Source organism: Escherichia sp. WS1450 (assembly GCF_046487395.1).
GTDB lineage: Bacteria > Pseudomonadota > Gammaproteobacteria > Enterobacterales > Enterobacteriaceae > Escherichia > Escherichia coli.
The window spans coordinates 98,124-112,626 of sequence record NZ_JBJQJO010000010.1 but is presented as its reverse complement, the minus strand read 5'-3'; the positions used below and the strand labels follow the sequence as shown (position 1 = coordinate 112,626).

Annotated in this window: 15 protein-coding genes; 9 read left to right on the top strand and 6 right to left on the bottom strand. The window is 50.6% G+C overall.

Annotated elements, in window-relative coordinates; genetic code table 11:
* The first annotated feature begins 115 nt into the window (after positions 1-115).
* Positions 116-694 carry a DedA family protein gene (locus ACJHYR_RS14190; RefSeq protein ID WP_000365433.1) on the top strand — a complete coding sequence of 193 codons (579 nt, stop codon included), beginning with the start codon at positions 116-118 and terminating at the stop codon, positions 692-694.
* Between the two features lie 118 nt (positions 695-812).
* Here the strand turns inward: ACJHYR_RS14190 and ACJHYR_RS14185 are convergent, their stop codons facing one another.
* Together ACJHYR_RS14185 and mdtQ are read right to left on the bottom strand one after the other, a co-directional pair.
* Positions 813-1,574, bottom strand: a complete 762-nt coding sequence (locus tag ACJHYR_RS14185; protein WP_000079537.1) for an SDR family oxidoreductase — start codon at positions 1,572-1,574, stop codon at positions 813-815.
* A 52-nt stretch (positions 1,575-1,626) separates the two neighbouring features.
* The gene (gene mdtQ, locus ACJHYR_RS14180) at positions 1,627-3,063 is read right to left on the bottom strand and encodes a multidrug resistance outer membrane protein MdtQ (RefSeq protein WP_072837469.1); all 1,437 of its coding nucleotides are present in this window, start codon (positions 3,061-3,063) and stop codon (positions 1,627-1,629) included.
* Between the two features lie 223 nt (positions 3,064-3,286).
* Between mdtQ and yohP the strand changes: the two genes are divergently transcribed.
* Positions 3,287-3,370 (top strand): small membrane protein YohP, encoded by an 84-nt coding sequence (yohP, locus tag ACJHYR_RS14175; RefSeq protein WP_000691708.1) that lies wholly within the window; start codon positions 3,287-3,289, stop codon positions 3,368-3,370.
* Between the two features lie 372 nt (positions 3,371-3,742).
* Here the strand turns inward: yohP and dusC are convergent, their stop codons facing one another.
* Complete coding sequence (gene dusC / locus ACJHYR_RS14170; RefSeq protein ID WP_001264851.1) at positions 3,743-4,690, bottom strand: tRNA dihydrouridine(16) synthase DusC; 948 nt, start codon at positions 4,688-4,690, stop codon at positions 3,743-3,745.
* A 238-nt stretch (positions 4,691-4,928) separates the two neighbouring features.
* Between dusC and ACJHYR_RS14165 the strand changes: the two genes are divergently transcribed.
* The 7 genes from ACJHYR_RS14165 (at position 4,929) to preA (ending at position 10,805) form a co-directional block, all read left to right on the top strand.
* Positions 4,929-5,327 carry a CidA/LrgA family protein gene (locus tag ACJHYR_RS14165; protein WP_001295452.1) on the top strand — a complete coding sequence of 133 codons (399 nt, stop codon included), beginning with the start codon at positions 4,929-4,931 and terminating at the stop codon, positions 5,325-5,327.
* Complete coding sequence (locus ACJHYR_RS14160) at positions 5,324-6,019, top strand: CidB/LrgB family autolysis modulator (RefSeq protein WP_000968208.1); 696 nt, start codon at positions 5,324-5,326, stop codon at positions 6,017-6,019. Before ACJHYR_RS14165 ends, ACJHYR_RS14160 begins: the two co-directional genes overlap by 4 nt.
* 129 nt (positions 6,020-6,148) lie before the next feature.
* A complete protein-coding gene (cdd, locus tag ACJHYR_RS14155; protein ID WP_000553553.1) occupies positions 6,149-7,033 on the top strand; it encodes a cytidine deaminase in 885 nt (294 codons plus the stop codon).
* Positions 7,034-7,182: 149 nt separating this feature from the next.
* Complete coding sequence (gene sanA, locus ACJHYR_RS14150; RefSeq protein WP_000920064.1) at positions 7,183-7,902, top strand: outer membrane permeability protein SanA; 720 nt, start codon at positions 7,183-7,185, stop codon at positions 7,900-7,902.
* A 2-nt stretch (positions 7,903-7,904) separates the two neighbouring features.
* On the top strand, positions 7,905-8,144 hold the full coding sequence (locus ACJHYR_RS14145) for a DUF2542 family protein (RefSeq protein ID WP_000383096.1): 240 nt from the start codon (positions 7,905-7,907) through the stop codon (positions 8,142-8,144).
* Between the two features lie 193 nt (positions 8,145-8,337).
* A complete protein-coding gene (gene preT / locus ACJHYR_RS14140) occupies positions 8,338-9,576 on the top strand; it encodes an NAD-dependent dihydropyrimidine dehydrogenase subunit PreT (protein WP_059327979.1) in 1,239 nt (412 codons plus the stop codon).
* Positions 9,570-10,805, top strand: coding sequence for an NAD-dependent dihydropyrimidine dehydrogenase subunit PreA (gene preA, locus ACJHYR_RS14135; RefSeq protein ID WP_000956034.1), 1,236 nt, complete (start codon positions 9,570-9,572; stop codon positions 10,803-10,805). The genes preT and preA overlap by 7 nt, the downstream gene beginning before the upstream one ends.
* Positions 10,806-10,875: 70 nt before the next feature.
* Here preA and mglC read toward each other — a convergent pair whose 3' ends face one another.
* Genes mglC through mglB form a run of 3 tightly spaced genes read right to left on the bottom strand, consistent with a single transcriptional unit; the run spans position 10,876 to position 14,481 of the window.
* Positions 10,876-11,886: a galactose/methyl galactoside ABC transporter permease MglC gene (gene mglC, locus ACJHYR_RS14130; RefSeq protein ID WP_001275118.1), complete on the bottom strand. Its 1,011-nt coding sequence runs from the start codon at positions 11,884-11,886 to the stop codon at positions 10,876-10,878.
* Between the two features lie 15 nt (positions 11,887-11,901).
* Positions 11,902-13,422 carry a galactose/methyl galactoside ABC transporter ATP-binding protein MglA gene (gene mglA, locus ACJHYR_RS14125; RefSeq protein ID WP_000255032.1) on the bottom strand — a complete coding sequence of 507 codons (1,521 nt, stop codon included), beginning with the start codon at positions 13,420-13,422 and terminating at the stop codon, positions 11,902-11,904.
* Positions 13,423-13,482: 60 nt separating this feature from the next.
* Entirely contained in the window at positions 13,483-14,481 is a 999-nt protein-coding gene (mglB, locus tag ACJHYR_RS14120; RefSeq protein ID WP_001036964.1) for a galactose/glucose ABC transporter substrate-binding protein MglB, read from the bottom strand.
* Positions 14,482-14,503: the final 22 nt, after the last annotated feature.

The following is a 14,503-nucleotide window of genomic DNA, read 5'->3' as shown; positions in this document are numbered from 1 at the left end:
GTGATTATTTTTTGTTCGTTCATGTAATTTGCACCGTCTGATGTACGTCCTTTTTCAGCGTGAACTATTCACAGGGTGTATGCTTACAGGCAAGCAAAGGGAGACAGACTGGCCTATGGATCTCAATACACTCATCTCACAATATGGTTATGCCGCGCTGGTGATCGGTAGCCTGGCGGAAGGTGAAACCGTGACTTTGCTGGGAGGCGTTGCGGCACATCAGGGGCTATTAAAGTTCCCGCTGGTGGTACTTTCTGTGGCGCTTGGCGGCATGATTGGCGACCAGGTGCTTTATCTGTGCGGGCGGCGCTTTGGCGGCAAGCTATTACGCCGTTTCTCGAAACATCAGGATAAAATTGAGCGGGCGCAGAAACTTATCCAACGCCATCCGTATCTGTTTGTCATTGGTACGCGTTTTATGTATGGCTTTAGGGTGATTGGCCCGACGCTGATTGGTGCCAGCCAGCTGCCGCCGAAAATCTTTCTGCCACTGAATATCCTTGGCGCATTTGCCTGGGCGTTGATTTTTACCACTATCGGTTACGCTGGTGGTCAGGTGATTGCGCCGTGGTTGCACAATCTCGACCAGCATTTGAAGCACTGGGTCTGGTTGATTCTGGTCGTGGTTCTGGTGGTAGGCGTGCGCTGGTGGCTGAAACGGCGCGGGAAGAAAAAGCCGGATAATCAGGCATAAAGCAGTTGCCACAGATAAGCATTCACGCCACATCCGGCACCGGATGTTCCATGCCTGATGCGACGCTGGCGTGTCTTATCTGGCCTAACCCAATGAAATAACCACGCACCTCACTGCGCTATTCTGGGTTGAACTGCGGATTCGCCAACATAAAGCCGCCATCCACTATCAACGACTGCCCAGTGGTGTAATTTGCGCCCTCCGAACAAAGCCACACCACCAGGCTGGCAATCTCATGCGTTGCGCCAAAACGCCGCAAGGGAATCGAAGGCTCCGCGCCGGGCTTCACGTCGCCATCATCCATGCCGTTCATTGGCGTGGCGATCGCCCCAGGTGCAACCGCATTCACCAAAATCTTATGCCTGACCAGCTCCAGCGCCATCGCTTTGGTTAACCCGCCGAGCGCATGTTTAGCGGCTGTGTAGGCGCTGGCATCCGGCAACGGCGTATGTTCATGCACCGACGTAATGTTGATGATGCGACCACCCTGCCCTTGTTTCACCATCTGGCGGGCAGCAATTTGCGAGCATAAAAATGCACCATCGACATCAACGGTAAAAATCTTGCGCCACTCATCGAAAGCCATATCAAGAAACGGCGCTTTGGTCATTGCGCCCGCATTATTCACCAGCACATCAATACGCCCCAGCCGTTGAATGAGTTTCTCCAGCGCCAGTGCCCCTTCTGGTAGATTGCCGAGATCCAGCTGCACGATCTCCGCACGTACGCCGTGGCTAACCACCTCACGCGCGGTATCTTTTGCCCCTTCTTCATCAGAGTGCCAGGTAATACCAATATCAAACCCCTGCTGCGCCAGTAATAACGCGCACTCTTTGCCGATCCCCGAATCGGAGGCGGTAATAATCGCAACCTGTGCCATCGAGTTCTCCACTTAACGCTGAATAAACGTTAAGTATAGAAGGCGCATATCATCAGCGTTTGTAACCCCCGCCCAACGCACCAGTGAGTTGAATGGAGGCATCCAGCCACTGCCCTTGCAATAACAGGCCATTGGCCCGCTCGCGAAACGCCGGGATTCTGGCTTCGCTGACGCGGGAACCGGCAATGATGCCCGCGTTAAAGCGCGCCTGCGCAAGACCTACTACACGCAAGGCATCGCGCTCAATTTGCGCCTGATGCTGGTTTTTCTCCGCCAGTGTCTGAACCTGACTGGCTGCCCGCGCCACGTCATTCACCGCTTCAACCACCGCTTTGTTGTAGCTGGCGATAGACAAGTTACTTTCGGCTTTTGCGATATCGAGGTTGGCGTTAAGACGACCACTATCGAAAATGGGTAGCGTCAGGCCTGCCGTAACGCCCATTTGCTGCGCGGAATGACGGAACAGATCGCTTAAGTGCAACGCATCCTGTTGCAGGAAGGCCATCAGGTTGATGTCAGGATAAAATGCCGCTTTTGCCGCATCAATGGTGCTTAGCGATGACTCAACGTACCAGTGCGCCGCCTGCAAATCTGCCCGCCGGGCCAGTAAGGAGTACCCCAGTTCATCAGGAAGCTGGCTTGCCACTTTCGGCAACGCGACCGGTTTAAGCTTCAGTGACTTTGTCTGGTGATTTGTGAGTGCATTTAACCGTGCCTCAATAATTTTCATTTTCCCCGCGACATCGTTGAGCTGCTGCCGGGTTTTGCTGGCATTAATATCGGTTTCCACACCTTCAACTGAAGAAGTAATCCCGTTCTGATATAGCTGGCGATCGGTGGCGATAATGGTGTTCTGCTCTTTTTCGATTTGCTGTAAGACAGTGTTTAACGCCGCCTGGGTTTGCCACTCCCAGTACAGACGGGCTACGCTGCCAGCCAGCAATTGGCGGGTTTGCTCGCGTTCCGCCGCCCGTGCTTTAACCGTACCCAGGCGAGCAGTAACCTCCGCCCGATTCTTTCCCCAGATATCGAGATGCCAGCCCGCCGTTAAGCCAAAAGTACCGTTGGTGTACCACGGACCGGTCGTACCTGCGGCAGGATCGTTCAGAGCAAACGGCCCCATTAACCCTTCTGCCGACATTTTTTGCCGCTCCATATCCGCAGAAAAGTCGATCTGCGGACCATCCTGAGTGGCAACTGCCTTCGCCTGGGCTTCAGCCAGCTGAATGCGCTGTTCAGCCACCTGCATATCCGGTGCGTTCTGTAGTGCGTTGTTAATTAATGAAGTGAGTTGATTATCGTGATACTCCAGCCACCATTGGCTGTCTGGCCAACCATTTTTCAGCGCCGTGGGTAATGCGGTGTCAACTTGTGAAGCGGGCGTTTGCTGGCTTAACGCCTGGCGGGTTTCATGCATAGGCGCACACCCGGCCAGCATCAGTAACAGCGGAAAACAGGCGATGGCGGGATAAAAGGAATCACGATTCATGGGGGAATAATCAGGTAAGAAAAGGTGCGCGGAGATTACCGTGTGTTGCGATATATTTTTTAGTTTCGCGTGGCAATACATCAGTAGCAATAAAACGACATATCCAGAAAAATATACACTAAGTGAATGATATCTTCCGATTTATCTTAATCGTTTATGGATAACGGCAAAGGGCTTCGTTTTTTCCTATACTTATTCAGCACTCACAAATAAAGGAACGCCAATGAAAATTATACTCTGGGCTGTATTGATTATTTTCCTGATTGGGCTACTGGTGGTGACTGGCGTATTTAAGATGATATTTTAAAATTAATTAATGTCATCAGATCCGAAAATAACGAGAATATTTCAGTCTCTCATCCTGTTGCGCTCCTGTCATGTGCATTGCTTCATATAATCACTGGCGCAAGGAGCGCGCAGGGGGCGACCAATCGCCGCCGCCCCCTGCCCCCCCGGGCTCTGGCGAACAAAATCGCCGCTGCGCGGTGCCCTCGGCTTATCCCTTACGGCTACCGGGTCGGGCGCGAGGTAACATCCCTGTAAAACGCGCCCTCAGCCCACATCCATGTGGGCTGCCCCGGCCTTCGGGGAACGCCTCGGCGATTTTGACGCCACCAAACAACCGTGCGGCCTATTGATAAAGAGCTAACACATTGTCAAAAAACATCACTATGGTTTTTTAGAGTTTCTCGATATCAATTGCCTGAATAGCCCTTGCAATATCAGGGGAATTATTCAACACCCGAACATGCTGAAATAATTCCGTTGCTTCATCGTATTCTTTACGCAAATAACTCAACCACTGTTTAATCCGCGCAACGTGATATAACCCGGTATCGCCCTGCTTTTCCAGACGGGTATATTTTTGCAGCAAAGCAACTACCTCCGGCCACGGCATTCGCGGTTCGTTATATTTTACCACCCGGCTCAGGTTGGGAATATTGAGCGCCCCGCGACCAATCATCACTGCGTCACAGCCGCTGATCGCCATGCATTGTTGCGCGCTCTGCCAGTCCCAGATTTCACCGTTGGCAATCACCGGAATATTCAGCCGCTGGCGAATCTCGCCAATCGCCTGCCAGTCAATATGCTCCGCGCGGTAACCCTGCTCTTTCGTCCGCCCATGCACCACCAGCTCTGTAGCACCAGCCTGTTGAACCGCATCGGCGATTTCAAATTTCTTCTCACCGCTGTCCCAGCCCAGACGCACTTTTACGCTGACGGGCAAATGCGCCGGTACAACTTCACGCATCGCTTTTGCCCCCTGGTAGATGAGTTCAGGATCTTTGAGTAACGTCGCGCCGCCGCCGCTACCGTTAACCGTTTTCGACGGGCAGCCGCAATTGAGATCCACACCCCAGGAACCTAACTCGACCGCACGGGCGGCATTCTCTGCCAGCCATTGTGGGAACTGACCTAACAACTGCACGCGCACCAGCGTACCGGAAGGTGTCCGGCTGGCATTTTGTAGCTCAGGGCAAATGCGATGAAAGACTTTTATTGGCAGCAGTTGATCCACCACGCGGACAAACTCGGTGATGCACAGATCGTAGTCGTTAACTTCGGTCAGCAATTCACGCACCAGAGAGTCGAGTACACCCTCCATCGGAGCCAGTAACACACGCATATCATCACCCGCAAAAAAATGAGGCGCTATGTTAGCGCCTATGGTCAACGGATTAAAGGTCTGCAAAGAGGGATTGCTGCAAACTGCATTCCCTCTCTATGCTTGATGTATGCCTGAGTTCGCTGCTCATTGCGTAATGCCCGGGAGCGAAAAAATAAGCGCTGATTTCTTAATGTGATCGGTAGCACGTTTTACGAATTAATTGTATGATGAATCCATCTCATCTGGGGTGTTGATTATGAGTAAGACACTGAACATTATCTGGCAATATTTACGCGCTTTCGTCCTGATTTATGCCTGCCTGTATGCAGGCATTTTCATTGCTTCACTGCTACCGGTAACCATTCCGGGCAGCATCATCGGGATGCTAATCCTGTTTGTCCTGCTGGCCTTGCAAATACTTCCGGCGAAATGGGTCAATCCGGGGTGCTACGTACTGATTCGCTATATGGCGCTATTGTTTGTGCCGATTGGCGTAGGCGTCATGCAATATTTTGATTTGCTCCGCGCACAGTTTGGCCCGGTAGTGGTTTCCTGTGCAGTCAGTACGCTGGTGGTTTTTCTGGTGGTGAGCTGGAGTTCGCAACTGGTGCATGGTGAACGTAAAGTCGTAGGTCAGAAAGGATCAGAAGAATGATGGCGAATATCTGGTGGTCATTACCGCTGACATTGATTGTCTTTTTTGCCGCCCGCAAACTGGCGGCACGGTATAAGTTTCCCTTGCTTAACCCGTTGCTGGTAGCAATGGTGGTGATCATTCCTTTTTTAATGCTGACCGGCATCTCCTACGACAGCTACTTTAAAGGTAGCGAAGTGCTAAACGATCTGCTGCAACCGGCGGTCGTCGCGCTGGCCTATCCTTTATATGAGCAGCTACACCAGATCCGCGCGCGCTGGAAATCGATCATCACCATCTGTTTTATCGGCAGCGTGGTTGCGATGGTGACGGGGACTTCCGTGGCATTGTTGATGGGCGCTTCTCCGGAAATCGCCGCGTCAATCCTGCCGAAATCAGTCACCACGCCTATTGCAATGGCGGTTGGCGGCAGTATTGGCGGTATTCCGGCAATCAGCGCAGTTTGCGTCATTTTCGTCGGCATCCTCGGCGCTGTGTTTGGCCATACATTGCTTAATGCGATGCGTATTCGTACCAAAGCTGCGCGCGGTCTGGCGATGGGGACAGCCTCGCACGCCCTCGGTACGGCGCGCTGCGCCGAGCTGGATTATCAGGAAGGTGCGTTTAGTTCGCTGGCACTGGTGTTATGCGGGATTATTACTTCGCTGATCGCACCGTTCCTTTTCCCGATTATTCTGGCAGTAATGGGCTAAAATTTGCGATGCGTCGCGCATTTTTGATGTAAGTTTCACGCGTTGCATAATTAATGAGATTCAGATCACATATAAAGCCATAACGGGTTCGTAAACTGTTATCCCATTACATGATTATGAGGCAACGCCATGCATCCACGTTTTCAAACCGCTTTTGCCCAACTTGCGGATAACTTGCAATCTGCACTGGAACCTATTCTGGCAGACAAGTACTTCCCCGCTTTGTTGACCGGGGAGCAAGTCTCATCGCTAAAGAGCGCAACGGGGCTGGACGAAGACGCGCTGGCATTCGCACTACTTCCGCTGGCGGCGGCCTGTGCGCGTACGCCATTGTCGAATTTTAATGTTGGCGCAATTGCGCGCGGTGTGAGCGGAACCTGGTATTTTGGTGCCAATATGGAATTTATTGGTGCGACAATGCAGCAAACCGTTCATGCCGAACAAAGCGCGATCAGCCACGCCTGGTTGAGTGGTGAAAAAGCGCTTGCAGCCATCACCGTTAACTACACGCCTTGTGGTCACTGCCGTCAGTTTATGAATGAACTAAACAGCGGTCTGGATCTGCGTATTCATCTGCCGGGCCGCGAGGCACACGCGCTGCGTGACTATCTGCCGGATGCCTTTGGGCCGAAAGATCTGGAGATTAAAACGCTGCTGATGGACGAGCAGGATCACGGCTATGCGCTGACGGGTGATGCGCTTTCTCAGGCGGCGATTGCAGCGGCAAACCGTTCGCACATGCCTTACAGTAAGTCGCCAAGCGGTGTCGCGCTGGAATGTAAAGACGGTCGTATTTTCAGCGGCAGCTACGCTGAAAACGCCGCATTCAACCCGACTCTGCCACCGTTGCAGGGGGCGTTAATTCTGTTGAATCTCAAGGGTTATGATTACCCGGATATCCAGCGCGCGGTTCTGGCAGAAAAAGCCGATGCGCCGTTGATTCAGTGGGATGCCACCTCCGCAACGCTGAAAGCTCTCGGCTGTCACAATATCGACCGCGTGCTTCTCGCTTAAGCCTGGTGCCGGATGCGGCGTGAACGCCTTGTCCGGCTTGCCAGCCCTCTCCTGGTGTCGAAAATCCCGGCAAACAGTTTGCCGTTTCTTGCGCAAAACCAGCGGGTAAAGTAGCCTGATGGAAATTTTCCTTAGATCGAGTCTCCTGCATGTTAAAGCGCGTGTTCCTCAGCCTGTTAGTCCTGATCGGCTTGCTGCTGTTGACTGTGCTCGGCCTCGATCGCTGGATGAGCTGGAAAACCGCGCCTTATATCTACGACGAATTGCAGGATCTCCCCTACCGCCAGGTCGGTGTGGTGCTCGGCACAGCAAAATATTATCGTACTGGCGTAATTAATCAGTATTATCGCTACCGCATTCAAGGAGCGATTAATGCCTATAACAGCGGTAAGGTAAATTATCTATTACTGAGCGGCGATAACGCATTGCAAAGTTATAATGAGCCGATGACCATGCGCAAAGATTTAATCGCTGCTGGTGTCGACCCATCAGATATTGTTCTCGATTACGCAGGCTTTCGTACGCTGGATTCCATCGTGCGTACACGCAAAGTTTTCGATACTAATGATTTCATTATTATCACCCAACGTTTCCACTGTGAGCGGGCATTATTTATTGCGCTGCATATGGGGATTCAGGCTCAGTGTTATGCCGTACCGTCACCGAAAGATATGCTGTCAGTACGTATTCGCGAATTTGCCGCCCGTTTCGGAGCGCTGGCCGACCTTTATATTTTTAAACGTGAACCGCGTTTTTTAGGGCCGCTGGTCCCTATTCCGGCTATGCACCAGGTGCCGGAAGATGCGCAGGGGTATCCCGCCGTCACGCCCGAACAGTTACTTGAATTGCAAAAGAAACAAGGAAAGTAGTTATGGATGTACAGCAGTTTTTTGTCGTTGCCGTTTTTTTCCTTATCCCGATATTTTGTTTCCGCGAAGCATGGAAAGGCTGGCGCGCAGGCGCGATTGATAAACGGGTTAAAAATGCACCGGAACCGGTGTATGTCTGGCGAGCAAAAAATCCCGGACTCTTCTTCGCTTATATGGTGGCATATATCGGCTTCGGAATTTTATCTATCGGCATGATTGTTTATCTTATTTTCTATCGTTAATATTTTCTCTTTTCTGTTAATTATTGAGAATAATTATTACTTCACTCAATAAGCTGCGGATATAACATTCTGAACCGCAGCTATTTGTGAATCCTTTCACAGTTTAAATTTCCCCACGCGCATAGCCTTAATATCAGCACGCAATATTTATTTAGCGTTCGCCTTAATTACTCATAGCATTAAGGAAGATCACATGCCGCAACAAAATTATCTGGATGAACTCACTCCGGCTTTTACGCCTTTACTGGCGATTAAAGAAGCCTCTCGCTGTTTATTATGCCATGACGCCCCCTGTAGTCAGGCTTGCCCGGCACAGACCAATCCGGGGAAATTTATTCGCTCAATCTACTTTCGTAATTTTAAAGGCGCTGCCGAGACAATTCGCGAAAATAATGCCCTCGGTGCCGTTTGTGCCAGAGTGTGCCCGACGGAGAAATTATGCCAAAGCGGTTGTACCCGTGCCGGTGTTGATACTCCCATTGATATCGGTCGCTTACAGCGTTTTGTTACTGATTTTGAACAACAAACTGGGATGGAAATTTATCAGCCCGGTACTAAAACGCTCGGCAAAGTCGCCATTATTGGCGCTGGTCCTGCCGGATTGCAGGCCAGTGTGACACTGACAAACCAGGGTTATGACGTCACGATCTATGAGAAAGAAGCACAACCCGGTGGCTGGTTGCGTAACGGCATTCCGCAATTCCGGTTACCGCAATCAGTACTGGATGCAGAAATCGCCCGTATTGAAAAAATGGGCGTGACCATTAAGTGCAATAACGAAATCGGTAAAACACTCACCCTGGAGCAGCTGAAAGCGGAAAACCGCGCGGTACTGGTCACCGTGGGGTTATCTAGCGGTTCCGGGCTACCACTGTTTGAGCATAGCGACGTTGAGATTGCCGTCGACTTCTTGCAACGTGCACGACAGGCGCAAGGCGATATCAGCATTCCACAAAGCGCATTAATTATTGGCGGCGGTGATGTCGCGATGGACGTAGCCAGCACGCTGAAAGTTCTCGGCTGTCAGGCAGTAACTTGCGTAGCGCGTGAAGAGTTAGATGAGTTTCCGGCAAGCGAAAAAGAGTTTGCCAGCGCCCGGGAGCTGGGCGTTTCGATCATTGATGGATTCACGCCAGTAGCCGTGGAAGGCAATAAAGTCACGTTTAAGCATGTACGGTTACCGGGCGAACTGACGATGGCGGCAGATAAAATTATTCTCGCCGTCGGTCAGCATGCCAGACTGGATGCCTTTGCGGAGTTAGAGCCGCAGCGTAACACCATCAATACACAAAATTACCAGACCCGCGATCCGCAAGTCTTTGCTGCTGGCGATATTGTTGAGGGTGACAAAACCGTGGTCTATGCAGTGAAAACCGGGAAAGAAGCCGCCGGGGCGATTCATCACTATTTAGAGGGAGCTTGCTCATGTTAACGAAAGATCTTTCGATTACTTTTTGCGGCGTGAAGTTTCCCAACCCGTTCTGCCTCTCTTCTTCGCCGGTAGGCAACTGCTATGAGATGTGTGCCAAAGCCTACGACACTGGCTGGGGCGGCGTGGTGTTTAAAACGATCGGCTTTTTTATCGCCAACGAAGTCTCGCCGCGTTTTGATCATCTGGTGAAAGAAGATACCGGTTTTATCGGCTTCAAAAATATGGAGCAGATTGCTGAACATCCGTTGGAAGATAATCTGGCCGCCCTGCGTCGGCTGAAAGAAGATTACCCGGACAAAGTATTGATCGCTTCGATCATGGGGGAAAATGAGCAGCAGTGGGAAGATCTGGCGCGCCTGGTGCAAGAAGCTGGCGCGGATATGATCGAGTGTAACTTCTCCTGTCCGCAAATGACTTCTCATGCGATGGGTAGCGATGTCGGGCAAAGCCCGGAGCTGGTAGAAAAATATTGTCGGGCAGTGAAACGGGGTTCCACGCTGCCGATGCTGGCGAAGATGACGCCGAATATCGGTGATATGTGCGAAGTGGCGCTGGCGGCGAAGCGCGGCGGCGCAGATGGCATTGCGGCAATTAACACCGTTAAATCCATCACCAATATCGATCTTAATCAGAAAATCGGTATGCCGATCGTGAACGGTAAATCGAGTATTTCCGGATATTCCGGTAAAGCGGTAAAACCGATCGCCCTGCGCTTTATTCAGCAAATGCGCACCCATCCAGAACTGCGCGATTTCCCGATCAGCGGTATCGGCGGCATTGAAACCTGGGAAGATGCGGCGGAGTTTTTATTGCTCGGCGCAGCAACGTTACAGGTGACCACCGGCATTATGCAGTACGGCTATCGGATAGTGGAAGATATGGCGAGCGGGTTGTCACATTATCTTGCCGATCAGGGGTTTGATTCGTTGCAGGAAATGGTAGGTCTGGCGAATCACAATATTGTTCCGGCGGAAGATTTAGACCGCAGTTATATTGTCTATCCCCATATCAATCTTGATAAATGTGTTGGCTGTGGACGCTGTTATATTTCCTGTTACGACGGCGGTCACCAGGCGATGGAATGGAGCGAGAAAACCCGTACACCGCATTGTAATACCGAGAAATGTGTTGGTTGCCTGCTTTGTGGTCACGTCTGCCCGGTGGGTTGTATTGATCTCGGAGAAGTGAAGTTTAAGAAGGGAGAGAAAGAACACCCGGTAACGTTGTAAAACCAGAGACGCATCCGGCATTTGGCACCGATTGCCGGATGCGGCGCATCCGGCAATACCCACATTCACATCACTTCTTACGCGCGTATTTCAGTGAATCCAGTGCCACGGCGAAGATAATAATCGCCCCTTTGATGATGTACTGCCAGTATGGGTTTACGCCGATGTACGTCAGGCCATAGTTAATGACCGTAAAGATAATTACCCCGGTCACCACGCCAATCACCGTCCCCACACCGCCGCTGAACGATACACCGCCTACCACGCACGCCGCGATAGCATCCAGCTCATACATAAAGCCGAGGTTGTTGGTGGCAGAGCCGATACGTCCGGCTTCTAACATCCCGCCAAAGGCATAGAACACGCCAGACAACGCGTAGATCATCAGCAGGTTCAGGCCGACGTTGACACCAGATACTTTTGCCGCTTCCGGGTTACCGCCAATGGCAAAAATGTTCTTGCCGAAGCGGGTTTTGTTCCACAACACCCAGACGAACGCCACCGCAATCAGCGCGTAGAAGGTGATGTAAGAGAGACGGAAACTCCCCAGCGCGACAAAGCCCTGAGCAAAGGTAGAGAAGCCACTGTCGAAACCAGAAATCGGCGACGCCCCGACAAAGTCGTAATAGAGCGAGTTGATGCCATAGACGATGATCATCGTGCCGAGCGTGGTAATGAACGGCGTCACGTTGAGATAGGCGATAATCAGACCGTTGATCAAACCGATCACCGCACCAATGGCACAGACAATCAGAATAACCAGCGCAATCGGCATCGTCGCCATTTCCGGGAACACTTTGTTGGCGTTATCCATGGACTGCAATAATGTCGCTGCCACCACTGCCGCCAGCCCTACTTGACGCCCCGCAGAAAGGTCGGTCCCCTGGGTGACAATTAACCCTGCCACACCAAGCGCGATAATAATACGCACCGATGACTGGGTGAGAATATTACTTAAGTTCAACAGACTTAAAAATGTAGGATCCTGGAAAATAATAATTGCCAGCAAAACTAAAAGAACGACGTAAATACCGCCCTCTTTCAGGTAAGTAAGAAAACTTTTCTTATTTAACGCACTCATGGGAAGCCCCTAATCTTAAAGGTGCAAAGACGCAAGACGCAGAATTTCGTTTTGCGTTGTTGTTTTTGTATCGACAATTCCGGAAACGAGACCATTACTCATGACCAGAATACGGTCTGTTATCCCTAACAACTCTGGCATTTCGGAGGAGATAATAATAATCCCCTTGCCTTTCTTCGCCAGCTCGGCAATTAACTGATAGATCTCAAACTTCGCCCCGACATCAATACCGCGCGTCGGTTCATCGAGCATTAATATTTCTGGTTGCGTTAACAGCCAGCGACCAATAATCACCTTTTGCTGATTACCACCTGAGAGCGAACCAATTTGCGTCCGATGCCCCGGTGTTTTTACCCGCATCGAATCAATCACCCACTGGGTATCACTTTTCATCCGCGAGTTATCCAGTAAACCAACTTTATTTTTGTAGTTGCGAATATTGGAAATTAACGAGTTAAAACCGATATCCAGATAGGCATAAATTCCCGTTGAGCGGCGCTCTTCAGTTACCAGTGCAAATCCGTGGTTTATGGCTTCGTTGGCATTATGGTTATTGATCTTTTTGCCGTGCAACGTAATGGTGCCAGCCGATTTCTCGCGAATACCAAATAACGTCTCAACAATATCGGTACGTTTCGCCCCCACCAGACCGGCAATACCGAGGATCTCCCCTTTATGCAGATCAAACGAGACATCGCGAATCGACGGCTGGCGCAGCGACGTCAGGTTACGCACTTCAAGAATCACTTCGCCCGGCTTGTTTTCTTTGTCAGGGAAACGTTGGTTAAGAGAACGCCCAACCATCATGGCGATGATCTTGTCCATCGTCAGTCCTGCCAGCGGTTCAGTGGCGATCCACTGACCGTCGCGCAATACGGTAACTTCATCACATAACTGGAAGATTTCTTCCATTTTATGCGAGATATAAACAATACCGCAGCCGCGCTCTTTTAATTTACGAATAATAGTAAACAGATGATTAACTTCTTTTTCGGTTAACGAAGAAGTCGGTTCATCCATAATCACAATTTTCGCGTTATAGGAAAACGCTTTGGCGATTTCGATCATCTGCATTTGCGAAACGGATAATGTGCCGACGCGCGCACGCGGATCGATATCAATATCCAGTTCATCAAAAATCGCTTTGGTTTCGCGGTACATTTTGTCCTGATCGACAAACATGCCTTTGGTGGGATATCGCCCCAGCCACATGTTATCCATCACCGAACGTTGTAATACCAGGTTTAACTCCTGGTGTACCATCGAAATACCATTTTCCAGCGCTTCTTTTGCAGAATGGAAATCGATCTCTTTACCCTGGAATAAAATGGTGCCGGAGTCTTTTTGATAAATACCAAACAGGCATTTTAATAATGTTGATTTTCCTGCGCCGTTTTCCCCCATTAATGCATGGATAGAATGTGGCCGGACTTTTAAATTAACGTTATCAAGTGCCTTAACACCAGGAAAAGACTTGTTGATACCGCTCATTTCCAACAAGTATTCCCCGGAAGACGGAGTCGTTGAGCTGACCATATAATTTTACCTTGTTGGCCATACAATAAGGGCGCAGTAAACGACTGCGCCCAATCAGTCTTATTTCTTGCTGAATTCAGCCAGGTTGTCTTTATCTACGCCAACATAAGGTACGCGGACCACTTTGTTGTCGATTTTCCAGTTGGTGCCATCAGCCGCACCTTTGCCATCGGCCAGGTTTTTCGCCAAATCAAAGGTCGCTTTCGCCTGGTTGTTAGCATCGTTCAGTACGGTGCCCGCCAGTGCACCGGATTTCACCAGCGCCAGCGCTTCTGGCAGCGCATCGACGCCAAACACCGGAATGCTGGACTTGTTGTGTGCTTTCAGTGCTTCTACCGCGCCCATTGCCATCGCATCGTTGTTGGCGATAACCACTTCGATTTTGTTGGCGTTCGGGCCAGACAGCCAGGCGTCCATCTTATCTTTCGCCTGAGCGGTATCCCACATAGCGGTATCTAACTGTAACTGTTCAGTTTTGATGCCTTTGTCGTTTAATTCTTTAATCACGTAAGTGGTACGTGCTTCTGCATCCGGATGGCCCGGCTCACCTTTCAGCAGTACGAACTGAATCTGACCGTCTTTGTTCAGATCCCAACCCTGATTCGCCGCCCAGTGTTTAGCAATCAAATCGCCCTGAATAATGCCGGACTCTTTGGAGTCAGTGCCAACGTAGTAGGCTTTGTCGTAGCTATCCAGCGCCTTACGAGACGGTTCTTTGTTGAAGAAAACCACCGGCACATTTTGCCCACGCGCTTTCTCAATCACCGTACCCGCAGCTGCCGGGTCAACCAGGTTGATTGCCAGTGCCTTCACCCCTTTCGCCAGCAATACGTCGATCTGATCGTTCTGCTTGGACTGGTCATTCTGAGAATCATTCATCAGCAGCTGAACATCTGGCGCGGCTTTCGCATCTTGCTCAATAGCCTTGCGCACTACAGACATAAAGTTATCGTCGTACTTATAGATTGTTACACCAATGCGAGTATCAGCAGCGTGTGCAGCGGCACCGAATAACATGCTGGCCATCACAGCAGACAGGGTTAACACCTTCTTATTCATGGTATCTCCGGTTTTTCTTATG

Bases quoted from the DNA above. Each gene is read 5' to 3' on its own strand.
- cdd (WP_000553553.1), top strand. From the start codon at position 6,149: ATGCATCCACGTTTTCAAACCGCTTTTGCCCAACTTGCGGATAACTTG.
- sanA (WP_000920064.1), top strand. From the start codon at position 7,183: ATGTTAAAGCGCGTGTTCCTCAGCCTGTTAGTCCTGATCGGCTTGCTG.
- preA (WP_000956034.1), top strand. From the start codon at position 9,570: ATGTTAACGAAAGATCTTTCGATTACTTTTTGCGGCGTGAAGTTTCCC.
- mdtQ (WP_072837469.1), bottom strand. From the start codon at position 3,063: ATGAATCGTGATTCCTTTTATCCCGCCATCGCCTGTTTTCCGCTGTTA.
- dusC (WP_001264851.1), bottom strand. From the start codon at position 4,690: ATGCGTGTGTTACTGGCTCCGATGGAGGGTGTACTCGACTCTCTGGTG.
- ACJHYR_RS14160 (WP_000968208.1), top strand. From the start codon at position 5,324: ATGATGGCGAATATCTGGTGGTCATTACCGCTGACATTGATTGTCTTT.
- yohP (WP_000691708.1), top strand. From the start codon at position 3,287: ATGAAAATTATACTCTGGGCTGTATTGATTATTTTCCTGATTGGGCTA.
- ACJHYR_RS14190 (WP_000365433.1), top strand. From the start codon at position 116: ATGGATCTCAATACACTCATCTCACAATATGGTTATGCCGCGCTGGTG.
- ACJHYR_RS14145 (WP_000383096.1), top strand. From the start codon at position 7,905: ATGGATGTACAGCAGTTTTTTGTCGTTGCCGTTTTTTTCCTTATCCCG.
- mglA (WP_000255032.1), bottom strand. From the start codon at position 13,422: ATGGTCAGCTCAACGACTCCGTCTTCCGGGGAATACTTGTTGGAAATG.
- mglC (WP_001275118.1), bottom strand. From the start codon at position 11,886: ATGAGTGCGTTAAATAAGAAAAGTTTTCTTACTTACCTGAAAGAGGGC.
- mglB (WP_001036964.1), bottom strand. From the start codon at position 14,481: ATGAATAAGAAGGTGTTAACCCTGTCTGCTGTGATGGCCAGCATGTTA.
- ACJHYR_RS14165 (WP_001295452.1), top strand. From the start codon at position 4,929: ATGAGTAAGACACTGAACATTATCTGGCAATATTTACGCGCTTTCGTC.
- preT (WP_059327979.1), top strand. From the start codon at position 8,338: ATGCCGCAACAAAATTATCTGGATGAACTCACTCCGGCTTTTACGCCT.
- ACJHYR_RS14185 (WP_000079537.1), bottom strand. From the start codon at position 1,574: ATGGCACAGGTTGCGATTATTACCGCCTCCGATTCGGGGATCGGCAAA.